This window comes from Curtobacterium sp. UCD-KPL2560, assembly GCF_001705035.1.
In the GTDB taxonomy this organism is placed as follows: domain Bacteria; phylum Actinomycetota; class Actinomycetes; order Actinomycetales; family Microbacteriaceae; genus Curtobacterium.
Window position 1 is genome coordinate 101,634 of record NZ_MCIG01000001.1, and the last position, 26,625, is coordinate 128,258.

General features: G+C 73.0%; 22 protein-coding genes. 2 read left to right on the top strand and 20 right to left on the bottom strand.

Annotated elements, in window-relative coordinates; translation table 11 throughout:
• The first annotated feature begins 29 nt into the window (after positions 1-29).
• The gene (locus tag BEP24_RS00455; RefSeq protein ID WP_139266484.1) at positions 30-569 is read left to right on the top strand and encodes a DUF308 domain-containing protein; all 540 of its coding nucleotides are present in this window, start codon (positions 30-32) and stop codon (positions 567-569) included.
• A gap of 177 nt (positions 570-746) precedes the next feature.
• Here BEP24_RS00455 and BEP24_RS00460 read toward each other — a convergent pair whose 3' ends face one another.
• The 19 genes from BEP24_RS00460 to BEP24_RS00550 form a co-directional block, all read right to left on the bottom strand.
• Positions 747-1,835, bottom strand: a complete 1,089-nt coding sequence (locus BEP24_RS00460; RefSeq protein ID WP_253181515.1) for a VIT1/CCC1 transporter family protein — start codon at positions 1,833-1,835, stop codon at positions 747-749.
• A gap of 373 nt (positions 1,836-2,208) precedes the next feature.
• Complete coding sequence (pyk, locus tag BEP24_RS00465; protein ID WP_065959125.1) at positions 2,209-3,654, bottom strand: pyruvate kinase; 1,446 nt, start codon at positions 3,652-3,654, stop codon at positions 2,209-2,211.
• Between the two features lie 139 nt (positions 3,655-3,793).
• Positions 3,794-5,251 (bottom strand): glutamate synthase subunit beta, encoded by a 1,458-nt coding sequence (locus BEP24_RS00470; RefSeq protein ID WP_065959127.1) that lies wholly within the window; start codon positions 5,249-5,251, stop codon positions 3,794-3,796.
• A complete protein-coding gene (gene gltB, locus BEP24_RS00475) occupies positions 5,244-9,851 on the bottom strand; it encodes a glutamate synthase large subunit (RefSeq protein WP_139266483.1) in 4,608 nt (1,535 codons plus the stop codon). Before gltB ends, BEP24_RS00470 begins: the two co-directional genes overlap by 8 nt.
• A gap of 208 nt (positions 9,852-10,059) precedes the next feature.
• The gene (gene lgt / locus BEP24_RS00480) at positions 10,060-11,052 is read right to left on the bottom strand and encodes a prolipoprotein diacylglyceryl transferase (RefSeq protein WP_083229944.1); all 993 of its coding nucleotides are present in this window, start codon (positions 11,050-11,052) and stop codon (positions 10,060-10,062) included.
• 274 nt (positions 11,053-11,326) lie between these two features.
• Positions 11,327-12,091 carry a tryptophan synthase subunit alpha gene (trpA, locus tag BEP24_RS00485; protein ID WP_216093094.1) on the bottom strand — a complete coding sequence of 255 codons (765 nt, stop codon included), beginning with the start codon at positions 12,089-12,091 and terminating at the stop codon, positions 11,327-11,329.
• 35 nt (positions 12,092-12,126) lie between these two features.
• Positions 12,127-13,341, bottom strand: a complete 1,215-nt coding sequence (gene trpB, locus BEP24_RS00490; protein ID WP_065959130.1) for a tryptophan synthase subunit beta — start codon at positions 13,339-13,341, stop codon at positions 12,127-12,129.
• Between the two features lie 65 nt (positions 13,342-13,406).
• Positions 13,407-14,207 carry an indole-3-glycerol phosphate synthase TrpC gene (gene trpC / locus BEP24_RS00495; RefSeq protein ID WP_065959303.1) on the bottom strand — a complete coding sequence of 267 codons (801 nt, stop codon included), beginning with the start codon at positions 14,205-14,207 and terminating at the stop codon, positions 13,407-13,409.
• Positions 14,208-14,220: 13 nt separating this feature from the next.
• Positions 14,221-14,460 (bottom strand): HGxxPAAW family protein, encoded by a 240-nt coding sequence (locus BEP24_RS00500; RefSeq protein WP_065959132.1) that lies wholly within the window; start codon positions 14,458-14,460, stop codon positions 14,221-14,223.
• Positions 14,457-15,191, bottom strand: coding sequence for a Trp biosynthesis-associated membrane protein (locus BEP24_RS00505; RefSeq protein ID WP_065959134.1), 735 nt, complete (start codon positions 15,189-15,191; stop codon positions 14,457-14,459). The genes BEP24_RS00500 and BEP24_RS00505 overlap by 4 nt, the downstream gene beginning before the upstream one ends.
• On the bottom strand, positions 15,188-16,738 hold the full coding sequence (locus BEP24_RS00510; protein WP_065959137.1) for an anthranilate synthase component I: 1,551 nt from the start codon (positions 16,736-16,738) through the stop codon (positions 15,188-15,190). Before BEP24_RS00510 ends, BEP24_RS00505 begins: the two co-directional genes overlap by 4 nt.
• Positions 16,735-17,187, bottom strand: a complete 453-nt coding sequence (gene hisI / locus BEP24_RS00515; protein ID WP_065959139.1) for a phosphoribosyl-AMP cyclohydrolase — start codon at positions 17,185-17,187, stop codon at positions 16,735-16,737. The genes BEP24_RS00510 and hisI overlap by 4 nt, the downstream gene beginning before the upstream one ends.
• Before the next feature lie 150 nt (positions 17,188-17,337).
• Positions 17,338-18,123, bottom strand: coding sequence for an imidazole glycerol phosphate synthase subunit HisF (hisF, locus tag BEP24_RS00520; protein ID WP_065959304.1), 786 nt, complete (start codon positions 18,121-18,123; stop codon positions 17,338-17,340).
• A 20-nt stretch (positions 18,124-18,143) separates the two neighbouring features.
• Positions 18,144-18,983, bottom strand: a complete 840-nt coding sequence (gene hisG / locus BEP24_RS00525; RefSeq protein ID WP_065959140.1) for an ATP phosphoribosyltransferase — start codon at positions 18,981-18,983, stop codon at positions 18,144-18,146.
• A 70-nt stretch (positions 18,984-19,053) separates the two neighbouring features.
• A complete protein-coding gene (locus BEP24_RS00530; RefSeq protein WP_058742152.1) occupies positions 19,054-19,317 on the bottom strand; it encodes a phosphoribosyl-ATP diphosphatase in 264 nt (87 codons plus the stop codon).
• 152 nt (positions 19,318-19,469) lie between these two features.
• Positions 19,470-20,129 carry a ribulose-phosphate 3-epimerase gene (gene rpe, locus BEP24_RS00535; protein WP_065959142.1) on the bottom strand — a complete coding sequence of 220 codons (660 nt, stop codon included), beginning with the start codon at positions 20,127-20,129 and terminating at the stop codon, positions 19,470-19,472.
• Positions 20,126-20,905, bottom strand: coding sequence for an Abi family protein (locus BEP24_RS00540; protein ID WP_065959143.1), 780 nt, complete (start codon positions 20,903-20,905; stop codon positions 20,126-20,128). Before BEP24_RS00540 ends, rpe begins: the two co-directional genes overlap by 4 nt.
• A 190-nt stretch (positions 20,906-21,095) precedes the next feature.
• Positions 21,096-22,670 (bottom strand): transcription antitermination factor NusB, encoded by a 1,575-nt coding sequence (locus BEP24_RS00545; protein WP_083229945.1) that lies wholly within the window; start codon positions 22,668-22,670, stop codon positions 21,096-21,098.
• On the bottom strand, positions 22,667-23,602 hold the full coding sequence (locus BEP24_RS00550) for a methionyl-tRNA formyltransferase (protein WP_065959145.1): 936 nt from the start codon (positions 23,600-23,602) through the stop codon (positions 22,667-22,669). Before BEP24_RS00550 ends, BEP24_RS00545 begins: the two co-directional genes overlap by 4 nt.
• 168 nt (positions 23,603-23,770) lie before the next feature.
• On the opposite strand from BEP24_RS00550, the gene BEP24_RS00555 reads away from it, so the two are divergent.
• Positions 23,771-24,226 (top strand): DUF4383 domain-containing protein, encoded by a 456-nt coding sequence (locus BEP24_RS00555; protein ID WP_065959146.1) that lies wholly within the window; start codon positions 23,771-23,773, stop codon positions 24,224-24,226.
• Between the two features lie 161 nt (positions 24,227-24,387).
• Here the strand turns inward: BEP24_RS00555 and BEP24_RS17780 are convergent, their stop codons facing one another.
• Positions 24,388-26,586: a hypothetical protein gene (locus tag BEP24_RS17780; RefSeq protein ID WP_065959150.1), complete on the bottom strand. Its 2,199-nt coding sequence runs from the start codon at positions 26,584-26,586 to the stop codon at positions 24,388-24,390.
• Positions 26,587-26,625 lie beyond the last annotated feature (39 nt).

The window sequence follows — 26,625 nt, forward strand, 5'->3', positions numbered from 1 at the left end:
ACCGCCGTCACGAGCAGGAGGAGCCCCACGTGGACACCCGTGCCGTCCGGACGTTCCGGGCCTTCGTCGTCACCGCCGCCGTGGTGGCCCTCGTGCTCGGGGTCGTCGCGATCACCTGGCCGCGGCCCACCCTCGTGGTCGTCGCGCTGCTCTTCGGCGTGTACCTCGTCGTGGCCGGAGCGATGCGCGTCTTCGCGGCCGCACGCGGGCACGGGACGGCACCGGTCTGGCGGTGGACGACGGGCGTCGTCGGCGGGGTCGTCGGACTGGCGGGCCTCGTGACACTCCTCGACCCGTTCGTGCCGCTCGTCGCCTACGCCGTCCTCGCGGGGATCGCGTTCCTCGTCGAGGGCGTCGCGTCGCTCGTCGGCGCGGTGGTGGGGCACCCCGGCTCGTCGCGGCTGCCGACCACCGTGAGCGGGGTCCTGTCCCTGCTGTGCGGCGTCGCGGTGCTCGCGGCACCGGGTGTCGCGCTCAGCGTGTTCGTCGTCGTGGCCGGGATCGCCCTCGTGGTCGTGGGCGCCGCGACGCTGCTCCTGCTGCCACCGCGGGCCGCGGCCCGCCGCTGACGACGGCGGACCGGCCGCCCGGCGCGCACCGCGCGGACGGGAGGCGCGGCGCCAGCCCACCACGCGCCTCCCGACCGCCGGTCCGTCACCGACGGGAGGCACGGCACCAGCCCGCCACGCGCCTCCCGACCGCCGGTCCGGAGGCTCGGGCACCCCGCGCCGGTCAGGCCGCGCAGGTCAGGCCGCGCCGGTCCCGAACAGCAGCCCGAGCAGGTACGTCACGACCGCCGCACCGAAGCCGATCCCGAGCTGCCGCAGCGCCCGGCGGAGCGGCGGCGCGCCACTGAGCACCCCGACCACGGCGCCCGTGCCGAGCAACGCGATCCCGACCAGCACCGCGGCGACCGCGATCGCGGGCCACCCCTCGAGGCCGAACAGGTACGGCAGCACCGGGATCACCGCGCCCGAGGCGAAGAAGCAGAAGCTCGACAGCGCCGCGCTCGTCCCGGTCCCGACCGCCTCGTGGTCCTCGGACGTCCGCACCGGACCGGTCGACGCTCCGCCGGTGAGGCCAGCGAGCACGTCCGCCGCGTGCGCCTCCGCCTGCTCCTCCGGCATCCCGCGCGCCCGGTACACGAGCGCGAGCTCGTTCGCGTCGACGTCGAGGTGCGCCACGGCGTCGCCGGCATCGGGGTGCGGTGCCGAGGCGTCGAGGAGTTCCCGCTGCGACCGCACCGAGACGTACTCCCCCGCACCCATCGACAGCGCGCCCGCGAGCAGACCGGCGATGCCGCTGAGCAGCACGAAGTGGCGGTCCGCCCCGGAGGCGCTGATGCCGATGATGAGCGCCAGGTTCGACACGAGGCCGTCGTTGGCGCCGAACACCGCGGCGCGGAACGTGCCGGACAGTCGCATCCGCCCGCGGTTCGCGAGGCCGCGGACGACCTCGCCGTGGATGCGCTCGTCGGCGGCCATCCGGGCGGTCGCGTCGTCGTCGTCGGCGTAGGGCGAGCGGTCCTCGGTGTTCTGCATGAGCGCGAGCACGAACACCGACCCGAACCGCTTCGCCAGGGCGGCGAGCACGCGGGTGCGCAGGCTCCCGCGCAGCGGCCGACCGGCCTCGGCGCCGAGCAGGTCGACCCAGTGCTGCTCGTGCCGCCCCTCGGCCTCGGCCAGGGCGGCGAGGATCTCGCGCTCCTCGCCGTCGCGCCGCGCGGCGAGGTTCCGGTACACGGCCGCCTCCGCCCGCTCGTCGGCGAGGTAGCGGCGCCACCGGCGCACGTCGGCTGCGGTGGGTGCAGAGCGGGTGTCGTCCTGGAGGCTCACACCGGCCATCCTGCCCGCTCGCGGCGGCGTCGGGTCACCACCGGTGCCGTGGGACGCGACGGTCCCCGTCGCGAAAGCGACAGGTCACGGTCGCCGTGCTCGGTCCCTGTCGCGGAAGCGACAGGTCACGGTCGCCGTGCTCGGTCCCCGTCGCGAAAGCGACAGTTCGCCGCGAACCATCGGTGGCGAACTGTCGCTCTCGCGGGAGACAAGGCCATGCCGAGGCGGCGAACTGTCGCTTTCGCGGGAGCCGGACGGAACAGGGACGGACGGCGGCGGGCTCGACGGGGACGCGGAAGGGCGCGGACCGGAGGCGACGTGCGCGTGCTGCGCCGTGCCTCCCGTCCGCGCCCCGTGGCGTGGTGACCGGGCGTCAGCTCCGGACGTAGGCCGGAGCGGCCTCGGCGTGCGCATCGCCGACGCGGTGCACGCGGAGGTCGTTCGTCGAGCCCTCGAGTCCGGGAGGCGACCCGGCGGTGACGATGACGCGGTCGCCGGGGGCGGCCAGGCCGTTCGCGAGCAGCACGTCGTCGACCTGCGAGAACAGCTCGTCGGTGTGCGTCTTCCGGTCGACCAGGAACGAGCGGACACCCCACGTGAGCGCCATCCGCCGGCGGGTGGCCTCGTTCGGCGTGAAGGCGATGATCGGCAGGCCGTGGCGCAGTCGCGACATGCGGCGTGCGGAGTCGCCCGACTCGGTGAACACGCAGAGGTACGACGCCTCGGTGAACTCGGCGATCTCGACCGCGGCGAGCGTGATCGCGCCGCCGAGGGTGCGCGGCTTGGTGCCGAGCGGCGCGATGCGCTCGAGGCCGTGGTCCTCGGTCGACTCGACGATGCGGGCCATGGTGCGGACGGTCTGCACCGGGTACTCGCCGACGCTGGTCTCGCCGGAGAGCATGACCGCGTCCGCGCCGTCGAGCACCGCGTTCGCGACGTCGGACGTCTCGGCGCGGGTCGGGATCGGCGAGGAGATCATCGACTCGAGCATCTGCGTCGCGACGATGACCGGCTTCGCCATGCGGCGGGAGAGCTCGACCGCGCGCTTCTGCACGATCGGGACGGCCTCGAGCGGCAGCTCCACACCGAGGTCACCGCGGGCGACCATGATGCTGTCGAACGCGTCGATGATCTCCTCGAGCGCGTCGACGGCCTGCGGCTTCTCGACCTTGGCGATGACGGGGAGGCGCTTGCCCTCCTCGTCCATGATCTCGTGCGCGCGGTCGACGTCGGCGGCGTTGCGCACGAACGACAGCGCGATGAGGTCGGCCCCCTGGCGGATCGCCCAGCGCAGGTCGGCCTCGTCCTTCTCGCTCAGCGCGGGGACGTTGACGGCGACGCCGGGCAGGTTGATGCCCTTGTTGTTCGAGACCGTACCGGGGACGACGACCTCGGTGCGCACGCGGACGCCGTCGGTGTCGAGCACGCGGAGGCGCACCCGACCGTCGTCGATGAGGAGCGGGTCGCCGGGCTTGACGTCCTGGGGCAGCCCCTTGAACGTCGTGCCGCAGATCTCCTTCGACCCGGGGACGTCCTCGGTCGTGATCGTGAAGACGTCACCGACCGCGAGTTCGTGCGGGCCGTCGGCGAACTTCGCGAGGCGGATCTTCGGGCCCTGCAGGTCGACGAGGATCGCGACCGGCTTGCCGAGCTCCTCGGCGGCGCGGCGCACGTTCGCGTAGTTGGCCTCGTGCACGCTGTAGTCACCGTGGCTGAGGTTGAGTCGGGCGACGTCGACGCCCGCTTCGATGATCTCCTTGACGGTCTCGTACTCCGACGTGGCGGGTCCGAGCGTCGAAACGATCTTTGCGCGTCTCAATGGATTCCTTCGTGTGGTTGATGGTGCTGGTTTCCGCGCTGTGGGGCCGCGCGGAACGCGAGCAGGCCACCTGCACCCTATCGAGTGCCGGTGGCCTGCTGGTCACTGACGGTCGTGCGTCGTCGAGGTGTCCACGGCGTCAGATGCTGATCGCACGGTCGGTCGCCTTGACCGGCGCCGGGAGGATGGTCGAGCCCTCGAGGTACTCGTCCACCTTGGCCGCGGCGGCCCGGCCCTCGGCGATCGCCCAGACGATGAGCGACTGACCACGACCGGCGTCGCCGGCGACGAACACACCCGGCTCGTTCGTGGAGTAGTCGGCCTGCCGGGCGACGGCACCGGCGGCGGTCACCGGGAGACCGAGCTGCGGCTCGAGCGTCTCGGTGTCCGGGCCGGTGAAGCCCATCGCGATGAGCACGAGGTCCGCGGGGATCTCGCGCTCGCTGCCCGACTTCGGCACACGCCGGCCGTCGACGTACGCGGTCTCGGCCACGCGGAGTGCCCGGACCTCGCCGGCCGCGTTGCCGAGGAACTCGACCGTGGACGCGAGGTAGTGACGTTCGCCGCCCTCCTCGTGCGCACTCGAGACCTCGAACACCGTCGGGAACATCGGCCACGGCTGGTCGTCGGGACGCTCGAGCGGCGGCTGCTTGCCGATCGCCAGGTTCGTCACGCTGAGCGCGCCCTGGCGGTGGGCCGTGCCGATGCAGTCGGCGCCGGTGTCGCCACCGCCGATGACGACGACGTGCTTGCCCTCGGCGGTCACCTGGTTGTCGACCGTCGTGCCCGCGTTCGTCTTGTTCTGCTGGACGAGGTAGTCCATCGCGAAGTGCACGCCGGCCAGGTCGCGGCCCGGGATCGGCAGCTCGCGCGGGACCGTTGCACCCGTGGCGACGACGACCGCGTCGTAGCGGGACTTCAGGTCGTCCCAGGTGATGTCGACACCGATCTCGACGCCCGCGCGGAAGCGGGTGCCCTCGGCCTGCATCTGGGCGAGGCGCGCGTCGATCTGGCGCTTCTCCATCTTGAAGTCCGGGATGCCGTAGCGGAGCAGCCCGCCGATCCGGTCGTCGCGCTCGTAGACCGCGACGGTGTGCCCGGCGCGGGTGAGCTGCTGCGCGGTGGCGAGTCCGGCGGGACCGGACCCCACGACGGCCACGGTCTTGCCCGTCAGGCGCTCGGGCGGGTGCGGCGTCACCCAGCCGTTCTTGAACGCGTCGTCGATGATCGACGCCTCGACCTGCTTGATCGTCACGGGCGGCTGGTTGATGCCGAGCACGCACGACGCCTCGCACGGAGCCGGGCACAGCTTGCCGGTGAACTCCGGGAAGTTGTTCGTCGCGTGCAGGCGTTCGATCGCCTGGCGGCCCTCGCCGCGCCACGTCAGGTCGTTCCACTCCGGGATGAGGTTGCCGAGCGGGCAGCCCTGGTGGCAGAACGGCACGCCGCAGTCCATGCACCGGCCGGCCTGGCGCTTCAGGGCACCGGACTCCTGCTGCTCGTAGACCTCCTTCCAGTCCATGAGCCGCACGGGGACGGGTCGGCGGGGCGGGAGCTCGCGCTCCTGCACCTTCAAGAAGCCCTTGGGGTCAGCCACGGGTCACCTCCAGGATGCGGTTCCAGACGACGTCGCCGTCCGGGTCGAGGCCCTCGTCGACGGCCTGCTGACGGGTCGCGAGCACGGCCGCGTAGTCCCGCGGCAGCACCTTCGTGAAGCCGCTCAGGTCGCCCGAGTCGAGCAGGTCGGCCGCGACGGTCGACCCGGTCTCGGCGTGGTGCCGACGGAGCAGGTCGGTGACGATCTCGACGTCGGCGCTGTCGAGCTCCTCGAGCCGCAGCTCACCGCTCGCCAGCGCGTCGGTGTTCACGTGCTCACGCCGGAGGTCCCGCACGTACGCGGTGCCGCCGGACATGCCCGCGCCGAGGTTCCGGCCGGTCTCGCCGAGGATGAGCGCCAGGCCCCCGGTCATGTACTCGAGCGCGTGGTCGCCCACGCCCTCGACGACCGCGGTCGCACCGGAGTTCCGGACCAGGAAGCGTTCACCGACGATGCCGCGGATGAACATGCTGCCCTGGGTCGCGCCGTAGCCGATGACGTTGCCGGCGATGACGTTCTCGGACGCCTCGAACGCCGACTCGGAGTCGGGGCGCACCGTGATCGACCCGCCGGACAGGCCCTTGCCGACGTAGTCGTTGCTGTCCCCGACCAGGCGCAGGGTGATCCCGGCCGGCAGGAACGCGCCGAGCGACTGCCCGGCCGAACCACGCAGCGTGATGTCGATCGACCCGGCCGGGAGCCCGTGCTCGCCGTGGCGGAGCGTGACCTCGTGGCCGAGCATGGTGCCGACCGCGCGCTCGGTGTTCCGGATCGGGAGGTCGAGCGCGACCGACCCGCCGTGCTCGAGGACGTCGGCGGTCTGCTGCACGAGCTGGACGTCGAAGTGCTCGTCGAGCTCGTGGTCCTGGTCGCGCAGGTGGCGGCGCGGCTCGTGGCGGCCGAACTCGGGCCCGTGCAGGACCGGTGCCAGGTCGAGGCCGGATGCCTTCCAGTGCTCGACGGCGCGGTCGGTGTCGAGCGCGTCGACCTGGCCGATCGCCTCGTCGAGGGTGCGGAACCCGAGCTCGGCCAGGATCTCCCGGACCTCCTGCGCGACGAACTCGAAGAAGTTCACGACGTGGTCGGCCTGGCCGGTGAAGCGCTTGCGGAGCTCCGGGTTCTGCGTCGCGACGCCGACCGGACACGTGTCGAGGTGGCAGACCCGCATGAGGATGCAGCCCTCGACGACGAGCGGCGCGGTGGCGAAGCCGTACTCCTCGGCCCCGAGCAGCGCGGCGACGACGACGTCCCGGCCGGTCTTCATCTGCCCGTCCACCTGCACGACGACGCGGTCGCGCATGCCGTTGAGCATGAGCGTCTGCTGCGTCTCGGCGAGGCCGATCTCCCACGGGGTGCCCGCGTGCTTCAACGAGTTCAGCGGCGACGCACCGGTCCCGCCGTCGTGGCCGGACACGAGCACGACGTCGGCCAGCGCCTTCGTCACCCCCGCGGCGACCGCGCCGATCCCGGACTGGCTCACGAGCTTGACGTGGACGCGCGCCGACGGGTTCGCCCGCTTGACGTCGAAGATCAGCTGCTTGAGGTCCTCGATCGAGTAGATGTCGTGGTGCGGCGGCGGCGAGATCAGCCCGACGCCCGCGGTCGCGTGCCGGGTGCGGGCGACCCACGGGTACACCTTCGTCGGCGGGAGCTGGCCGCCCTCGCCCGGCTTCGCGCCCTGCGCCATCTTCAGCTGGATGTCGGTCGCGTGCGTCAGGTACATGCTCGTGACGCCGAACCGGCCGGAGGCGACCTGCTTGATCGCGCTGCGGCGCTCGGGGTCGAGCAGCCGCTCGACGTCCTCGCCGCCCTCACCCGTGTTCGACCGGCCGCCGAGGCGGTTCATCGCGATCGCGAGGGTCTCGTGGGCCTCCTTCGAGATGGACCCGTAGGACATCGCACCGGTGTTGAACCGCTTGACGATGGACTCGATCGGCTCGACGTCCTCGAGCGCGATCGGCTCGCGGACGCCGTGCCGGAAGCGGAACAGCCCGCGGAGGGTCATGAGCTCCTCGGACTGGTCGTCGACCGCCTTGGAGTACTCGCGGAAGACGTCGTACCGGCGGGCACGCGTGGCGTGCTGGAGCCGGAACACGGTGTCCGGGTTGAACAGGTGCGGCGGCCCTTCGCGGCGCCACTGGTACTCGCCGCCGGTCTGCAGCCGCTCGTGCGAGAGCACCGCGCCGTCCTGCGGGTACGCCTGGGCGTGCCGCTCGGCGTTCTCCTTCGCGATGACCTCGATGCCGACACCGCCGAGGATCGACGACGTGCCGGTGAAGTACCGGTCGACGAACTCCTGGCTGAGCCCGACGGCCTCGAACGCCTGCGCACCGGCGTAGCTCGACACCGTCGAGATGCCCATCTTCGACATGATCTTCAGGACGCCCTTGCCGAGCGCCTTGATGACGTTCTTGACGGCCTGCTCCGGGGTGATGCCGGTGATCATGCCCGAGCGCACGAGGTTCTCGCACGTCTCCATCGCGAGGTACGGGTTGATCGCCGAGGCGCCGTACCCGATCAGGGTCGCGACGTGGTGGACCTCGCGCACGTCGCCGGCCTCGACGATGAGCCCGACCTTCATGCGCTGCTCGGTGCGGATGAGGTGGTGGTGCACCGCGGCGAGCAGCAGCAGGCTCGGGACGGGTGCCTGCTCGGCGTTGCCGTCGCGGTCGGACAGCACGATGAACTGCTTGCCCGACTCGATCGCGGCGTCGACCTCGTCGCACACCGCGGCGATGCGCTTCTGCATCGCCTTCTTGCCCGCGTCGACGCGGTACAGACCACGGATCGTCACGGTCAGGTCGCGGCCGGACGCGGTCTCGAAGTGCTGGATCTTCGCGAGCTCGTCGTTGTCGATGACCGGGAAGTCGAGGACGATCTGCTTCGCGTGCTCGGGTCCGGCGTCCAGGAGGTTGCGCTCCGGCCCGAGGCCCATGCCCATCGAGGTGACGACCTGCTCGCGGATCGAGTCGAGCGGCGGGTTCGTCACCTGCGCGAACTGCTGCGTGAAGTAGTCGAACAGCAGGCGCGGGCGGGTGGAGAGCACCGCGATCGGGGTGTCCGAACCCATCGCACCGAGCGGCTCGGCACCGGTCTGCGCCATCGGGCGGAGCAGGATCCGGACCTCTTCCTCGGTGTAGCCGAAGGCACGCTGCCGCCGCGTCACCGAGGCCGGGGTGTGCACGATGTGCTCGCGGTCGGGCAGGTCGGACAGGTTGATCCGGCCCTCGTCGAGCCACTGCGCCCAGGGACCGGAGGCCGCGAGGCCGCGCTTGACCTCGTCGTCCTCGATGATGCGGCCGGCCTCGGTGTCCACGACGAACATCCGACCGGGCCGCAGCCGGCCCTTGCGCACGACCTTGCCCGGCGGCACGTCGATGACGCCCGTCTCGGAGCCCATCACGATGAGCCCGTCGTCGGTGACGAGGAAGCGCCCGGGACGGAGGCCGTTGCGGTCGAGCGTCGCGCCGACGATCGACCCGTCGGTGAACGTGATCGCGGCCGGGCCGTCCCACGGCTCCATGAGCATCGAGTGGTACTCGTAGAACGCCCGCAGGTCGGGGTCCATCCCGACCTGGTTCTCCCACGCCTCGGGCACCATCATCGACACCGCGTGCGGCAGCGAGCGGCCGGACAGCGTGAGCAGCTCGAGGGTCTCGTCGAACGAGGCGGAGTCACTCGCGCCGGGGCTGACGATGGGCAGCAGCGGTGCGACGTCGCCGAGCAGTTCGCTCTCGAGCTGCGACTGCCGCGCGCGCATCCAGTTGCGGTTGCCGCGGACGGTGTTGATCTCGCCGTTGTGCGCGAGGGTGCGGAACGGCTGCGCGAGCGGCCACGACGGGAAGGTGTTCGTCGAGTACCGCGAGTGCACGATCGCGAGCTTCGAGGCGAAGCGCTCGTCGCTCAGGTCGGGGTAGAACGGCTCGAGCTGGAGCGTCGTGACCATGCCCTTGTAGACCATGGTCCGGCTCGACAGCGACGGGAAGAACACCTCGGTGTCGCGCTCGGCGCGCTTGCGGAGCCGGAAGGCCTGGCGGTCGAGGGCGATGCCGCTCCAGGCGGCCCCGTGCGCGTCGTGCCGCATCGACGCGACGAAGAGCTGCTCGAAGGCGGGCATCGCGGCGCGCGCCAGGGTGCCGAGCACCTCCGGACGGACCGGGACCGGACGCCAACCGAGGACCTTGAGGCCCTCCTCGCGTGCGATCCGCTCGATCGCGCCCTGCACCGCGTGCCGGGCGTCGTCGTCGACGGGCAGGTAGGCGGTGCCGACGGCGTACTCCCCCGCGGCGGGCAGCACGAAGTCGACCTCGTCGCGCAGGAAGGCGTCCGGCACCTGGCACAGGATGCCGGCGCCGTCGCCGGTGCCCGCGTCGGACCCGACCGCACCGCGGTGCTCGAGGTTGCGCAGGGCGCCGAGGGCGGCGTCGACGATGTCGTGTCCGGCCGTGCCGCGGAGCGTCGCGACCATCGCGAGCCCGCAGGCGTCCTTCTCGTTCGCCGGGTCGTACGCGCCGACGGCGTCGGGCACGGCCGAGAAGCGTCGGTGCGGCGGCAGGAGCGCGCCGGTCGACCGGGGGGCAGTGTGTGGCTGGAGCGCCATGGGGAACCGTCCTCACGAGGAAGTGGAACAGGGACGTCGGTGGCCCGGTGGTGCGTTCCGCCCGAGCGGGCGGGACAGGTGCCCGTGCGCGACGCTGTCGGTGTGGTCGGTGGCGACGCGCGAGGTCGTGCCGTCGCTCGTGGCGACGAGGACCGGTGCAGCGTGGCCGCGTGGCCGGCGGGTGCCGTCCACGCGGGAGGGGTGCTTCCTAGGCGCGGCCCGCTGCGGTGACCGGATCGGAGTCCGTGACGGCTGCCGGAGCGTCGTCGTCGTGTTCCGACCAGGTGTCATCGGAGTCTACATCGGAGGTCCGACGCGGCTCGCGACCCGGGCGGTACGGGCCGGGCTCCTTGCCGGTGTGGCGACGGGTCTGCACGAGGAACACGATCACGCCCACGAGGATCGCCGCGAAGGACATCCAGACGTTCGTGCGGATGCCGGCGAAGGTCTCGCTCGTGTCGACACGGATGGACTCGAGGACCGAACGGCCGGTGCCGTACCAGATCAGGTAGAGGGCCATGACCTTGCCCCACTGCAGCTGGAAACGCTTGTCGAGCAGCAGGATGACGACCACGCCGACGACGTTCCAGATGATCTCGTACAGGAAGGTCGGGTGGAACAGCGTGCCCGCGGGCAGGCCGGTCGGGAACGCCGGGTTCGTCGACTCGATCTGCAGGCCCCACGGCAGGTTCGTCGGCATGCCGAAGAGTTCGTGGTTGAAGTAGTTGCCGAGCCGGCCGAACGCCTGTGCGAGCAGCACGCCCGGAGCGATGGCGTCGATCAGCGTCGTGAAGCGCAGGCCCACCTGGCGGCACCCGATCCACGCGCCGAGCGACCCGAGGATGATCGCGCCGAAGATCGCGAGACCGCCCTCCCACACGTAGAGGAAGGACCACGGATCACGGCCGGGACCGAAGTAGTCCTTGACGTGGGTGAACACGTGGAACAGCCGTCCGCCGATGATCCCCAGCGGCACCGCCCAGATCGCGATGTCGATGATGATCCACCGCTCGACCCCGCGCGCGTTCAGGCGACGGTTCGCGAGCAGCACCGCGGCCACGATCCCGAGCAGGATGCAGATGGCGTACGCGTGGATGCGGAAGTCGAGCGGCAGGTTCCAGCCGAAGACGTCGCGCAGCCAGGCGGTCAGGTCGAAGTACTGCCACGCGGTGCTCGGGCTCGGGATGCTCAGGAGGGGCATGGAGGTGCTGTCGCCTTTCGGTGCTGGACGGCCGCGGTTCCGCCGAGGCGGCGGCCCCGCTCACTGTAGCGCGGGAACCGCGCCCGGCAGGAACGCCGGCGACCGACCTGTGGGAACTGTGACCGCACGCACGGACGGGAGGCGCGGTGCGGGTGAGCGACGTCGGTCACCCGCACCGCGCCTCCCGTCCGGAACGCGGTGACGGCCCCACGCGCGTCGGTCCGGTGGTCAGCGGTGCCGGAGGAGCGGTCGGCCGCGCACCCCGGATCCGTCGTCAGCGGCGCGCAGCGCCGGACGCGAGGTCGGCCGCACGGTCGGCCACGCCCTGGACGCCGAGGTCGGCGAGGGCGCGCACGAACGCCGATCCGATGATCGCGCCGTCGGCGTACTCGAGCACCTCGGCGACCTGGTCGGCCGTCGAGATCCCGAGGCCGACGCAGGTGCGCTCGACGCCCGCGTCGCGGAGCCGCGACACGACCGTGCGCGCGGCGACGTCGACGCCGACCCGGGCGCCGGTGACGCCCATCGTCGACACCGCGTAGACGAACCCGCGGCTCGACCGGACGGCCTGCTGCATCCGGGCGTCCGTCGAGGACGGGGCGGCGAGGAACACGCGGTCGAGCCCGGTGCGCTCCGAGGCGTCGATCCAGGCACGAGCCTCGTCGGGGATGAGGTCCGGGGTGATGAGCCCGGAGGCCCCGGCGGCGACGAGGTCGTCTGCGAAGCGCTCCACGCCGTACCGGAGCACGGGGTTCCAGTAGGTCATCACCAGGACCGGCACGTCCACGCGGTTCGTGATCTGGTCGACCGCGTCGAAGACCTGGGCGACGCGGAAGCCGTTCGCCAGGCTCTCCTCGGCGGCGCGCTGGATGACGGGACCGTCCATGACCGGGTCGGAGTAGGGCAGGCCGAACTCGATGACGTCGACGCCGTTCTCGGCGAGGGCGACGGCCGCGTCGACACTGGTCTGCACGTCCGGGAAGCCGGCGGGCAGGTACCCGACGACCGCGCCCGCACGCTCGGCGTTGGCGGTGTCGATCGTCGTCGCGACCGAGCGGGTGGTTCCGGGAGTCGTCACAGCTGCACCGCGTTCTCGTCGAGGATGCCGAAGTAGCGGCTGGCGGACGCCACGTCCTTGTCGCCGCGTCCGGACAGGGACACGAGCACGACGCCGTCCGGGCCGAGCTCCTTGCCGAGCTTGATCGCGCCGGCCAGTGCGTGGGCCGACTCGATCGCCGGCAGGATGCCCTCGGTGCGGCCGAGCAGACGGAACGCCTCCATCGCCTCGGCGTCGGTGATCGGCGTGTACTGCGCGCGGCCGATCGACGCGAGGTAGGCGTGCTCCGGGCCGACGCTCGGGTAGTCGAGACCCGCCGAGATGCTGTGGCTCTCGATCGTCTGGCCGTCCTCGTCCTGCATGAGGTAGGACATCGTGCCCTGTAGGACACCCGTGCGACCGAGCGAGATGCTCGCCGCGTGACGACCGGTCTCGATCCCCTCGCCGCCGGCCTCGAAGCCGTGCAGCCGGACGGACTCGTCGTCGAGGAACGCCTCGAAGATGCCCATCGCGTTCGACCCGCCGCCGACGCACGCGGCGACGGCGTCGGGCAGGCGACCGATGCGGTCGAGCACCTGCTGCCGGGCCTCCTCGCCGATCACCTTGTGGAACTCGCGCACCATCTCGGGGAACGGGTGCGGGCCGGCGACCGTGCCGAGCAGGTAGTGCGTCGACTCGACGTTGGCGACCCAGTCGCGCAGCGCGTCGTTGATCGCGTCCTTGAGCGTGCGGGAGCCGGTCTCGACCGGGATGACCTCGGCGCCGAGGAGCCGCATCCGGGCGACGTTGAGCGCCTGGCGCTCGGTGTCGACCGCACCCATGTACACGACGCAGTCCATGCCGAACAGTGCGGCCGCGGTGGCGGTCGCGACGCCGTGCTGGCCCGCGCCGGTCTCGGCGATCAGGCGGGTCTTGCCGAGGCGCTTCGCGACCAGGGCCTGGCCGAGCACGTTGTTGATCTTGTGCGAACCGGTGTGGTTGAGGTCCTCGCGCTTGAGGATGATCCGGGCACCACCGGCGTGCTTCGCGAACCGCGGCGCCTCGGTGATGATCGAGGGGCGGCCGGTGTACTCGCGCTGGAGCGTGTCGAGCTCCTCGCGGAACGCCGGGTCCGCCCAGGCCTCACGGAAGGCGGTCTCGAGCTCGTCGAGCGCCTCGACCAGGGACTCGGGGACGAAGCGTCCGCCGAAGTCGCCGAAGTACGGGCCCTGCAGGTCACGGAGTGAGGTCACGGTGGGTCTCCCGGGGTGGAGCGGCCGCGCCCGGAGTCGGGCGCGGCCGGTGGGACGGAGCGCGGTCAGGCGCGCGGGCGGCCGAGGCCGTCCGCGGCGGCGATGAACGACGCGAGGGTTGCGGCCGGGTCGGTGCCCGTGACGAGCGCCTCCCCCACCAGGACGACGTCGGCACCCGCGGAGCGGTAGTGCGCGACGTCGGCGGGACCGGCGACGGCGGACTCGGCGACGCGGACGACCCCGTCGGGGATCCGGTCGGCGAGCGAGCCGAACAGGTCGCGGTCCAGCGAGAAGTCGGTCAGGTCACGGGCGTTCACGCCGAGGATGCGTGCCCCGGCGTCGAGGCCGCGCGCGACCTCGTCGGCGGAGTGCGCCTCGACGAGGACGCGCATGCCGAGCTCCTCGGCCAGGCCGTGCAGCTCGACGAGCCGCTGCTGGTCGAGGGCCGCGACGATGAGCAGCACGAGGTCGGCGCCGGACGCACGTGCCTCGACGACCTGGTACGGGTCTGCGATGAAGTCCTTGCGGAGCACCGGCACGCCGACCCGGGCCTTGACGGCCTCGAGGTCGGCGAGGCTCCCGAGGAACTTCCGCCCCTCGGTGAGCACGCTGATCGTCGACGCACCGCCGCGCTCGTAGTCGGCGGCGAGTGCGGCCGGGTCCTCGATCGCGGCCATCGAGCCGCGGGACGGGCTCGCACGCTTGACCTCGGCGAGGATCTTCACGCGGTCGCCGGGGGCCAGGAACTCCAGGGCGTCGAGCGGCGACGCGACCCGGTCGAGGTCGCGTTCGACGTCGGCGTAGGGGCGGTCGAGGCGCCGGGCTTCGGCGTCCTCGAGCGCACCGGCGACGAGGGTCTCGAGCACGTTCGCCACGGGACTACTCCGCGTGGTGCTTGGCGACGTACTTCGGGCCGTTGACGCCGTAGCCGGCCTTGCCCATGACGGCGCCCACGATCAGGCCGACCACCACGACACCGGCCGAGGCCCAGACGCCCCACGCCATGTCGAACCAGAAGAACAGCGTCCCGGCCGCGAACCCGATCAGCATGATCACGACGGCGGTCCAGGCGGCGGGCGAGTGGCCTTCGCCGAGTTCTGCGGGCTCAGTGTTGCTCACGGTGCTCCTCGTTCGGTTCCGGCGTCGTCGTCCGATCGACGCCCCTGCGATCCTACCGCGCCGGTCGTGGTGGGCTCCCCCACCGCGCCGCCCTGCGCACCGTCGAGGACGGTCGGGTCGTCGCCGGCGCTGAGGTCGTCCCAGTCGGTGATCGCATCGCGCTGCGCCGGTGCCGCAGCCCGTGCCGCCGCGGCCGCACCGGTCGTCTGCGCGCCGTACTTGCGGGTCGGACCGGGCCAGGACCGCTGGAGCACCAGGACCGCGACGCCGAGCAGGACCGCGAGGACGCCACCGGCGATGCCGACGGCCGGCCAGACGGTCACGACGACGCTCGCGACGGTTCGGCGCACGGCGTCGATGTCGCTCACGCCGGCGACCCCGCCCACGGCGCCCTTCGACGCGGCGACGGGATCGGCCAGTGCCGAGGCGCCGGTGAGGACGACACCGGCACCGAGCAGCACCTCGACGACTCCGAGCACGACCCGGAGGACGCGGCCGGCGATCGTGAGCGCGAGGAACAGCGCGAGGCTGGCGATCGCGAGCGCGGTGTACTGCGGCACCGCGGCCGCGCCGTCCGCGACGACCTGCGACACCACGGCGGTCCCGGCGTGGAGCCGCACGGTGAACCAGGTCTGCGTCCACGAGAGCATCACGATGCCGGCCACCGCGAGGCCGCCGACGACCACCAGCGGGCGCGACCGCGCGCGGGTCAGTGACCGGGTGCGGCTCACGGACGCACCTCGCGCATCCGGTTCGCCGTCGCGACCGCGCGCAGCGGGGCCGCCGCCTTGTTGACGGCCTCGACGTGCTCGGTGTGCGGGTCGGAGTCGGCGACGAGCCCGGCGCCGGCCTGCACGCGCGCGACGCCGTCCTTGATCAGGGCGGTGCGGATGGCGATCGCCAGGTCGGCGTCGCCCGCGAAGTCGAAGTAGCCGACGACACCGGCGTACGCGCCGCGCTTCGCCGGTTCGAGCTCGTCGATGATCTCGAGCGCGCGTGGCTTCGGCGCACCCGACAGCGTCCCGGCCGGGAACGTCGCGCGGAACACGTCGATCGCGGACGCCCCGGGCCGGACCGACCCCTCGACGCTCGACACGAGGTGCATGATGTGGCTGAACCGCTCGACCGTCATGAACTCGGTCACGGCGACCGTGCCCGGCTCGCAGACCTTCTGCAGGTCGTTGCGGGCGAGGTCGACGAGCATGAGGTGCTCGGCGCGCTCCTTCGGGTCGGCGAGCAGTTCCTCGCCGAGACGGACGTCCTCGACGGGCGAGGCCCCGCGCGGACGCGATCCGGCAATCGGGTGCGTGATGGCCCGGCCGCCCTGCACCTTGACGAGCGCCTCGGGCGACGCGCCGACGATCCAGAACCGCTCGTCGGCGGTGTCCGCGAGCGACAGGAAGTACATGTACGGGCTCGGGTTGAGCGTCCGCAGCACGCGGTAGACGTCGAGCGGGTCGGCGGTGACCTCGTGGTCGAACCGCTGCGAGATGACGACCTGGAAGACGTCGCCGTCGCGGATGAAGTCCTTCGACCGGACCACCGCGGCCATGTAGTCGTCGGGAGAGGTGCGGTGGGTCGGGGTGGGCTCGGCGATCTCGAACGCCTCGGCCACGGTCGCGACGGTCGGCTGCACGAGGTCGGCCTGCATCCGGTCGAGTCGTACCTGGGCGTCGCTCCACATCGCGTCGGCGTCGTCGGTGCCGTCGTTGAGGACGCTCGCGACGAGCAGCACGAGTCCGGTGCGGTGGTCGAGCGCCGCGAGCTCCGACACGAAGGACAGCGCCTGTCCCGGGACGTCGAAGTCCGCGGGCGGGGCGTCGGGCAGGTGCTCGAGCTGACGGACGGCCTCCCAGCCGACGAAGCCGACCGTACCGCCGACGAGGGGCGGGGTGCCCGGGACGCGCGGGGTCGCCCAGCGCTCGTGCAGTCGTGCGAGCACCTCGAGCGGCGCGCCGTCGAGCGAGCCGACCGCGCGCTCGGCGCTGATGCCGGTGTCGATCCAGGCGGCGCGGTCGCCCTCCTGCGTGAGCACACCGAAGCTGCGCACGCCGACGAAGGACCAGCGGGACCACAGACCGCCCTGGCCGGCGGACTCCAGCAGGAACGACCCGGGACGACCGTCCGCGAGCTTGCGGTAGACGCCGACCGGGGTCTCGCTGTCCGCGTAGAGCGCGCGGACGACCGGGACCACCCGGTGGTCGGCGAGCAGACCGTCGTACGCGGAGCGGGTCGTCGTGCGCGGCTCGTCGGAGCCGTGCGCGGTCGCCGCGGTCACCGTGCCGCTCCGTCCGACGTGGCGGCGTCGGTGAGTGCGGTCCAGGCCGCGACGGCCTCGTCCGCGGCGGACCCGGCGGGCGGCGCGGAGGCCGTGACCGGGTCGAGCGGGTCGACGTCGAAGCAGCGGTGCGCGCCGGTGTGGCACGCCGCACCGACCTGCTGCACGGTGACGAGCAGGGTGTCGTCGTCGCAGTCGAGCGCCGCGGCACGCACGTACTGGGCGTGGCCGGACGTGTCGCCCTTGCGCCAGTACTCCTGCCGGGAGCGTGACCAGAAGGTCACCCGGCCCTCGGTCAGGGTGCGGCGGAGGGCTTCCCGGTCCATGTAGCCGAGCATGAGGACGTCCTTCGTGGACTCCTCCTGCACGACGGCGGGGAGCAACCCGTCCGCACCGAACCGCGCGCGGTCGAGGACCGCGTCCGTGCTGGTGCTGGTGCTGTCGGTCATGAGGCTCCTAGCCTACGGCGTGCCGGGCGGGAGGCGCGGTGCGGGCCCGCACCGCGCCTCCCGGCCGGCCGTGGTCGCGCCACGGGGCGGAGGCAGGGCCGACGCGCCTCCGGTCCACCACGGGGCGGGGGCGCGGTCGACGAGGACCGGTCAGCGGACGACGAGACCGTCCGCGCGCAGCGCGGCCTTGACGTCGCCGATGGTCATCTCGCCGCGGTGGAAGACGCTCGCCGCGAGGACCGCGTCGGCGCCCGCCTCGACGGCCGGGGCGAAGTGCTCGACCTGACCCGCGCCGCCGGACCCGATCACGGGGACGGAGGACACCGCGCGGACCGCGGCGATGAGCTCGAGGTCGAAGCCGTTCTTCGTGCCGTCGGCGTCGATCGAGTTGACGAGCAGCTCCCCCGCGCCGCGTTCGACGCCCTCGCGCGCCCACGCGATCGCGTCGAGGTCGGACTCGGTGCGCCCGCCGTGCGTCGTCACGACGAAGCCGGACGGCATCCGGTCGGACCGCTTGACGTCGAGCGAGAGCACGACCGCCTGCGCGCCGAAGCGGTCCGCGATCTCGCCGACCAGGTCGGGCCGGGCGATCGCGGCGCTGTTCACACCGATCTTGTCGGCGCCGCACTGCTGCAGGCGCGACACGTCGTCGACGCTGCGGACCCCGCCGCCCACCGTCAGCGGGATGAACACCTGCTCGGCGGTTCGCGTCACGGTGTCGTACATCGTCGCGCGGTTCTCGACCGTCGCTCCGACGTCGAGGAAGGTCAGTTCGTCGGCGCCCTGCTCGTAGTAGCGCGCCGCGAGTTCGACCGGGTCGCCGGCGTCCTGCAGGTCCAGGAAGTTGACGCCCTTGACGACGCGACCGCCCTGCACGTCGAGGCACGGCACGACGCGCACGGCGACCCCGCCGACCGCCGCCGGTGCGCCGGACACGCCCGGCTCCGCTGCGTCGGTCACAGGCGTGCGGCGTGGATCGGGCTGACGAGGATGGCGCGTGCGCCGAGGTCGTAGAGCGCGTCCATGATGAGGTTCGCGTCCTCGCGCGGGATCATCACCCGCACCGCCGACCAGTCGCGGTCGTGCAGCGGCGACACGGTCGGCGACTCGATGCCCGAGGCGACCGCGGTGGCCTGTTCGAGCAGGCCGGTGGGGATGTCGTAGTCGAGCATCACGTAGCCGCGGGCGACGAGCACGCCCTGCAGCCGACGGCGCAGGACGTCGATGCCCGGGATCGACTCGTCGGTCGAGATGAGCAGCGCGGTCGACTCGAGGATGACCGGGCCGAAGATCTCCAGGCCGGCGGCGCGGAGGGTGCTGCCGGTCGAGACGACGTCGGCGACCGCGTCGGCGACACCGAGGCGCACCGCACTCTCGACGGCGCCGTCGAGCTTGACGAGGGTCGCGGAGACGCCGTGCTGGGCGAGGAACTCCCCGACCAGGCCGGGGTAGCTGGTCGCGACCCGCACGCCGTCGAGGTCCTGCAGCTCGGTGAAGCGGCCGGGCGTGCCCGCGAAGCGGAACGTCGAGTCGGCGAACCCGAGCGCGTCGACCTCGTGCGCCGCCGAGCCGGAGTCCAGCAGCAGGTCGCGACCGGTGATGCCGACGTCGAGCGCCCCCGACCCGACGTACGTCGCGATGTCCCGCGGACGGAGGAAGAAGAACTCGACGCCGTTGCGCTCGTCGAGCAGGTGCAGCGCCTTCGGGTCGCGGCGACCGGCGTACCCGGCCTCCTTGAGCATCTCGGAGGCGGTCTCGGACAGCGAGCCCTTGTTGGGCACGGCGATGCGGAGCATCAGGGTCTGCTTTCTGCTGGAGGTCGGGACGGCTGCGGGGGCGGTGGCGCTCGGTGCGCGACACGCCTGCCTACAGATGTCGCCAGACGTCCGCCGGGGTCAGGCCCTTCGCGACCATGAGGACCTGCAGGTGGTAGACCAACTGCGAGATCTCCTCGGAGGTGCGCTCGTCGCCCTCGTACTCGGCCGCCATCCAGACCTCGGCGGCTTCCTCCACGATCTTCTTGCCGATCTGGTGCACGCCTGCGTCCAGTTCGGCGACGGTGCCGGAGCCCTCGGGGCGCGTCCGCGCCTTCTCGGTCAGCTCCGCGAACAGGTCGTCGAACGTCTTCACGGAGGACAGGCTACCGTCCCCGGCCGCCCCGGCGGACCCACCCACCGGGACACCGGCGGTCACGCCGACGTCCGCACCGTCGTCCGCACCGTCGGCCGCTCCGGTCGGCCGGGAGGCGCGGGCCGGGTCCGACGCGCCGGTCGCGTCGGCGGTCACGCGCGTGCCGCCGCGGCTGCCGCCCGCAGGTCGGCGATGCGCTGCGACGGTTCCCCGCCGTAGACGGCGGACCCCGCGACGAGCGTGTCGGCACCGCTGCGGACCGCCTCGGGCACCGTGTCGACCGCGATCCCGCCGTCGACCTCGAGCCACACGTCGAGCCCCGAGGCGTCGACCGCTGCGCGGGCGTCGGCGAGCTTCGGCATCACGGACGGCATGAACGACTGGCCGCCGAAGCCCGGCTCGACCGTCATGAGCAGGACCATGTCGTAGGCGTCGAGGTGCCGCAGCACGTCGGTCACGGGCGTCCCGGGCTTGATCGCCACCGCCGCGCGGGCGCCGTTCGAGCGGATCGCCGCCGCGGTCGCCACGGGGTCGGCCGCCGCCTCGAAGTGGAACGTGACGCTCGACGCACCGGTCTCGGCGTACTTCGGCGCCTGCGTGTCGGCGTCGGTGATCATCAGGTGCACGTCGAGCGGCACCGGGGAGACCTCCTGCAACCGCTGCACGATCGGCAGGCCGAGGGTGAGGTTCGGCACGAAGTGGTTGTCCATCACGTCGACGTGCACCAGGTCGGCGCTCTCGATGCGGTGCAGTTCCCGCTCGAGGTTCGCGAAGTCGGCGGACAGGATGCTCGGCGCGATGCGGATGGTCACCGGACAAGCCTACCGACGCGGCTGTGCAGCGTCGCGTGACGCCCAGAGCGGCGAGGTCCGCCTGGCCGGGGCAGCCGAGGCTGCTTCGCGTAGACGCGGTTGAACACGCGACCGTGGTGGGCGCACACGTTGCGCAGGACGTTGAGCGCTCGGAGCCAGGACACCATCTGCGGCGGCCGGAGGTCGAACGTGCTCGCGACGGACCGCTGCACCGGCGGCGACGCGAAGCTGAACAGTCTCGTCAGCGCTCCCCAGTCCATGACCTCGACCGCGGCCCAGACCGGCAGCCGTCCCCCGTACGACGCGCGATGGTGCTCGACGAACTCGTCGCGCGAACGGGCGACCTCGGCGTGGTGCCGCCGGAGCCACTCGTCGTGGTCGCGTCCGTCACGCGCGAGCGGACCGAGCAGGTCGGGCCGGAGGTGGGCGCACGGGTCGACCCGCCCGAGCGCGTCGCCGAGTCGAGCACGGACGACGAGTTCGACCGCTCCGAGCGCGCCGAGCACGGCGGTTCGGAGGCGTTCGTCGAACGAGTGCAACGCGAGGACGTCGTCGAGGGTCGAGCCGGGGACGAAGGAGTCGGTGCGGCGGTCGCCCTGGAGGACACGGAAGGGGTACCAGTACCCGCTCAGCCGGTAGTAGCCGATCTGCCGGAGTCGGTCGACGGCGATGCCCTCGTCGTCGATGTGCAACCCGCGGCCGCGGAGCAGGACGACCTGTTCCTCCTGAGAGCAGTAACGCTCGACCTCGGACATCGACCCCCACTCGATCCGCACCCCGTCGACACCGTGCGACGGAACCGACCTTCCCTGCGATCAGCGGCCCTGACAGCGGGCCGTCCCCGATGACGGGACGCCCCCGACAACGAAGAGGACCGGCCCTGGACCTGCTGAGCAGGCGGAACCGGTCTTGTCCGACCAACATATCAGACGCCCTCCGACACTGCAACGGGTCGGGCGTGCTGCGTCAGGCGGTCCGGCGGAACAGCGCGACGAACATGGCGTCCGTGCCGGTCCGGTGCGGCCAGAGCTGCACCGTCCGACCGTCGGCGACCTGCGGGTCACGGGCGGCCACCGCACGGACGATGCCCGCGGTGTCGAGCTGTTCGAGCACGTCGCCGTGCCGGGACATCAGCGCGTCGACCTGCCCGCGCGTCTCGGCGAGGTGCGGCGAGCACGTGACGTACGCGAGCGTGCCGCCGGGTGCGAGGGCCCGGACCGCGGCGTCGAGCAGCTCGGTCTGCAGGGCCGCCAGCTCGGGGACGTCCTCGGGCTGCTTGCGCCACCGTGCCTCGGGCCGCCGTCGCAGGGCACCGAGTCCGGTGCACGGCGCGTCGAGCAGGATGCGGTCGAAGCGCTCGTCCCCCGGTGCGCCGAACCGTCGTGCGTCGCCCTGGCGGACGGTCACCACGGATTCGTCGGCGACCGTGGACAGCGCCTTCCGGACCAGCCCGGCGCGGGCCGGCACGAGTTCGTTCGCGACCAGGGTCGCGCCGCCGACGCGGGCCTCGGCGGCGAGGAGCGCCGCCTTGCCGCCGGGCCCGGCGCACATGTCGAGCCAGCGTTCGCCCGGCCGCACCGCCGAGGACCGGCTCAGCGCGAGGGCCGCGAGCTGCGAACCCTCGTCCTGCACGCGCAGGCGTCCGGCGGCGACGCCCGGCACCCGGGCGGGGTCGCCGGAGACGCCACGGATGCCGACGGGTGAGACCGGGCTGCGGTCCGCCTCGACCACCACGTCCGGGACGGGAGGCGCGGCGTCCGTACCGTCGGCGGCTCGCGGCCCCGACGCGGTCACGGACGGGTCCCCCGTTCCGTCGGACGACTGGTCGCGGTCGACGGCGTCGGTCACGTCGTCCTCCGGTGCCGACGCGGGTGGGCGGACCGCGGTGCGCACGTCCTCGTCGGTCGCGAGTCCGGGCAGCGCCACGAGCTGGACCCGCGGCGCGACGTTGTCGGCCGCGAGCAGCGCCGCGAGCTCGTCGCGGGACCGTTCCGCCGCCAGGGCGTCCCGCAGGGCCGCGACCACCCACGCTGGGTGTGACCAGCGGGTCGCGAGCAGGGCGTCGCCCGCCCGGCCCTCGGTGATCGAGGCGTCCCACTCGTCGTCGGTGCGGGCGGCGACCTTGCGCAGCACGGCGTTCACGAAGCCCGTGGCCCGGCGCGCGCCGACCTCGCGTGCGAGCTCGACGGTCGCCGAGACCGCCGCGTGCACGGGCGTGCGCATGCCGAGGAGCTGGTGCACACCGAGCCGCAGCACGTCGAGCACGTCGGCTTCGACGTTCTCGACACGGCGTCCGGACGCGACGCCGATGATCGCGTCGTAGCGACCGAGCATGCGGATCGAGCCGTAGGTGAGCTCGGTCGCGAACCCCGCGTCGCGGGCGGACAGGCCGGCACGCCGGATGCGGCTCGGTAGCAGCAGGTTGGCGTACGCGTCGTCGACCTGCACGGCGCGGAGCACGTCGAACGCGACCCGCCGCGCACTCGTGGTGCGCGGACCCGCCGGGCGCCCGCCCTGCGGACGGCGTGGTGCGGCGCTCACGACAGCACCGCCGAGGTGAGGTCGCCGAGCCCGCGGGCCCAGGCGGCACCGTCCATGGCCTTCTTGCCGGCGGGTTGGACCTCGGTGAGCACGAGCGGGTCGTCGGCGGTCCCGACGAGCAGCCGACCGCCGTGGAGGGCGAGCGCGCCGGGGGCGAGCGACGGGACGGGCTCGGACGAGCCTGGCGACAGGCGGGCGCTGCGGAGCAGCTTGACCCGCGTCTCGCCGAGGTGGGCGTACGCACCGGGCTCGGGCGTGACGCCGCGCAGGTGGGCGTGCACGACGGCGGCGGGCGCGGCGAAGCGGACCAGGCCGTCCTCGATCGTGGTCTTCGGGGCGGTGGTCGGGGTGCCGACCTGCTCGTGCGCGACGGCGGTCCCGTCGGCGATCGCGTCGACGACCCGCAGCACGGTGTCGGCGCCGCGCTCGGCCATCGCCGCGAGGACTTCGCCCGCCGTGGCCTCGGCGTCGATCGTGAACGGGTCGCTCGCGAAGACCGGCCCGGCGTCGAGGGCCTCCACGAGCTGGAAGACGGTGGCGGCGGTGCGGGTGTCGCCGGCCATGACCGCACGCTGCACGGGAGCGGCGCCCCGGTAGGCGGGCAGGTCGGAGAAGTGCAGGTTGACCCACCCGTGACGGGGCGTGTCGAGCGCGGGACGCCGGAGCAGTGCCCCGTACGCGACGATGACCCCGAGGTCGACCCCGAGGTCGGCGATCCGGGCGGTCACCTCGTCGTCGACACGGACGGCCTCGATCACCGGGAGCCCGAGCTCCTCGGCGGCCTGGGCGACCGGGGTCGGCGTGAGGACGCGCTTGCGGCCCTGCGGCGTCGGCGGGCGGGTGAGCACGGCGGCGATCTCGTGGTCGGACGCCGCGAGGCGGCGGAGGGTGGGGACGGCCGCAGCGGGGCTGCCGGCGACGACGAGACGCATGGCATCCATGGTCCCACGGGCCGGGCCGCCGCCAGCACTCCTCCACAGCCCGTGACGCCCTCCACAGCAGACCGATCTGTCCACGGCACGCGCGAACGCGTCGGACTGAGAACGGCCCGTGAAGATCCTGCGTAGCGTCTGCACCACAGCGATCGAAGGAGCACCACCATGTCTGACGTCACCACGTCCACCAACCGCTACGCGGGCTCGTCCGTCCAGAAGGTCGCGCTCGTCGTCGGCATCGTCTTCCTGCTCGTCGGGATCGCCGGGTTCGTCCCCGGCCTGACCTCCGGCGACCTCGCCGGTGCCGGCCACGGCTCGATGGCGATGCTGCTCGGGATCTTCCAGGTCTCGGTGCTGCACAACGTCGTCCACCTGCTGTTCGGCGTCGTCGGCCTGCTCGCGGCCAACCGCGCCAGCGGCTCCCGCATGTACCTCGTCATCGGCGGCATCGTCTACTTCGTCCTCTGGATCTACGGCCTGTTCACCGCCGGCCACAGCACCGGAGCGAACTTCGTGCCGCTCAACAACGCCGACAACTGGTTGCACCTCGTGCTCGCCGTCGGCATGGTCGCGCTCGGGATCATCTTCCCGCGCGGCCGTCGCACCCCGGTCAGCGCCTGACGCCCATCCGGCTCGGTCGACCTCGGTCGGTCCGGCCGGTCCGCCCCCGAGCGGCACCCGCGCCACGCCACGTCGGCGGTTGCTCGTAGCGACATCTCGCTGCGAGCAACCGCCGACCGTGCGTTCCGGGGCGTTCGGGGATGCCCGGGCAGGGACGGGGGTCAGACCTCGCTGAAGGGTTCGACGTCGTCCATCCGCACCCGGAGCGTCGGGGCGGCGCGGCGCCGGTTGCCGCCCGGCAGCACGCGGCGGGTCGACGACCGCCGGATGACCTCGGCCTTGAGGGTCGCCGCGACCTCGGCGCCGTGCGCGTACGGGAAGCGCACGATCGCCCGGACCGTCCCCGGGACCGGGTCGTCCGGCGCCGGGACCGGGCCGAGCACGGGGCCGGCCGTGGCGTCACCGAGTGCCTCCACCGCGGCGGTCACCGCTTCGTCCGTGCCCGTCAGCGTCGCCACGCGGACCGCCGGCGGGAAGTGCAACGCCCGGCGGTCGACGAGTTCGTCGTGCGCGGGGCCGTCGAGCCGCCAGAGCGCCATCGCGGTCGCGAGCCGTCCCCCGATGCCGACGAGGTACACCTCAGCGCCCGGTGCCCCCTTCGCGGCGGCGCCGGTCCAGAAGCGCAGCACGTCCTCCTGCACGCGCAGGCCCTCGCGGGCGAGCATGCGCTCACCGTCGAGCAGCAGTACGCAGGCGTAGCCCCCGGGCACGTTCGGCTCGGCGCCGCGCGTCGCCACCACGACGGACGGGCGGGCGGGGACCTCGTCGAGCGGGCGTGAACCGTCCGCGACGACGATGCGCGTGCCGGGGAACGCCCGACCGAGCTCGTCGGCCGTGCGCTGCGCCCCCTGTCCGACGGCCTTGACGGTCCCGTTGCCGCAGGTCGGGCAGCGGAACCCGACCGCGAGGGCGCCGCAGAACCGGCACTGCGGTGTGGCGCCGCGGTGGGGCTGCCCGAGCGGGCCGCCGCACACGCGGCAGTGCGCACGCTCCCCGCACTGCGCGCAGACGAGTCCGGTGCCGAACCCGGGGCTCGCGACCTGCACGAGCACCGGTCCCTCACGACTGGCCTCACGGGCAGCGCGCCATGCGGTGCTCGGGATGCGGGCCTGCGCGGCGTGGCCCTCGGCCGCCGACTGCTGCACGGTCGGGATGACCTTCGGCGTCCGCACGCGGTACGGCGTCACCTCGTCGAGCCAGTGCAGCTCGACGAGGCGTTGCACGTCGGTGCTCCGCGCGTGCGAGACGAACAGCAGACCGGCGCCCGACTGTGCGGCCCGGATGAGGGCGACGTCGCGCGTGTGCACGTACGGCGCGCGCGGCTCGACGAACGAGGCGTCGCCGTCGTCCCACAGCACGACGAGTCCGAGCTCCGTCGCCGGCGCGTAGACGGCGGTGCGGTTGCCGATCGCGACCACCGCGTGCGTCCGGGCCTGCAGCAGTGCCTTCGCACGCTGCCCGTTCGTCTGCTTCGCGTCGAACCGCACGACGCGTTCCGGCGGCAGCACGGCGAGCAGCGCCCGCTCGAGGTCCTGCACGTCGCGGAAGTCGGGGACCGCGACGACCGCGGACCGCTCGGCGGCCAGCGCGTGCGCGGCGGCCTGGGCGACGGTGGCGGCCCAGCCGGGCACCCACACGTCGTCGAGGCCCGCGCCGAGCGGTGACGACCCGCCCGGGGTCGAGGCCGGCGCCGGTGCCGTCACGGCCGGCACGTCCGCCGCCGCGGACGGCGCGTCCGCCGTCGCAGACGCCTCGGGGTGCGTCGCAGACGGCTCGGCGTGCGCCGAGGGCGGGGCGCCCGCCGTTGCAGACCCGACATCTGGAGTCGAGGACGGCGCGGCCGCCGCCGACGGACCACCCCGGACCGGGCGGAGCGCCACCGGGTGCGGCACCGCGGCCACCGCAGCCCGACCGCGCTCGGCGACCAGCGCCTCCAGGACGCCCTCGGCGTAGCCGGTGACCGGCGGGGCGACGACCGGCGGCGGCGACCACGACGTGTCCCGGGCGAGCCAGGCCTTCTCGGCACGGACCTGCCGGGGCGGGACCGCGAGCCGGAGCACGTCGGACGCCACCCCCGCCGCACGGTCGGCGACGGCACGGGCGAGCGTCCAGATCTCGGGCGCGAGCACCGGGACCGGCGAGAGCACCTGCTCGATCGGACTCAACTCGCCCGGCCAGTCCCCCTCGGAAACGAGTTCGACGACGTAGGCGTCCGACATCCGGGCACCGGTGCGCAGCGGCACCTTCACGCGGACCCCGGGCACGCAGTCGTCCTCGAGCTCGGCCGGCACCCGGTAGTCGAACAGACGGTCCAACTGCGGGAGCGGCGAGTCGAGGACGACGCGCGCGACGGTGGTCACACGGTGCCCGGACGTCGGCGGGACGGACGCACGCGGTGC

Coding starts and splice junctions, on each gene's coding strand:
- gltB (WP_139266483.1), bottom strand. CDS start 9,851: ATGGCGCTCCAGCCACACACTGCCCCCCGGTCGACCGGCGCGCTCCTG.
- lgt (WP_083229944.1), bottom strand. CDS start 11,052: ATGCCCCTCCTGAGCATCCCGAGCCCGAGCACCGCGTGGCAGTACTTC.
- hisI (WP_065959139.1), bottom strand. CDS start 17,187: ATGACCGACAGCACCAGCACCAGCACGGACGCGGTCCTCGACCGCGCG.
- hisG (WP_065959140.1), bottom strand. CDS start 18,983: ATGCTCCGCATCGCCGTGCCCAACAAGGGCTCGCTGTCCGAGACCGCC.
- BEP24_RS00550 (WP_065959145.1), bottom strand. CDS start 23,602: ATGCGTCTCGTCGTCGCCGGCAGCCCCGCTGCGGCCGTCCCCACCCTC.
- BEP24_RS00555 (WP_065959146.1), top strand. CDS start 23,771: ATGTCTGACGTCACCACGTCCACCAACCGCTACGCGGGCTCGTCCGTC.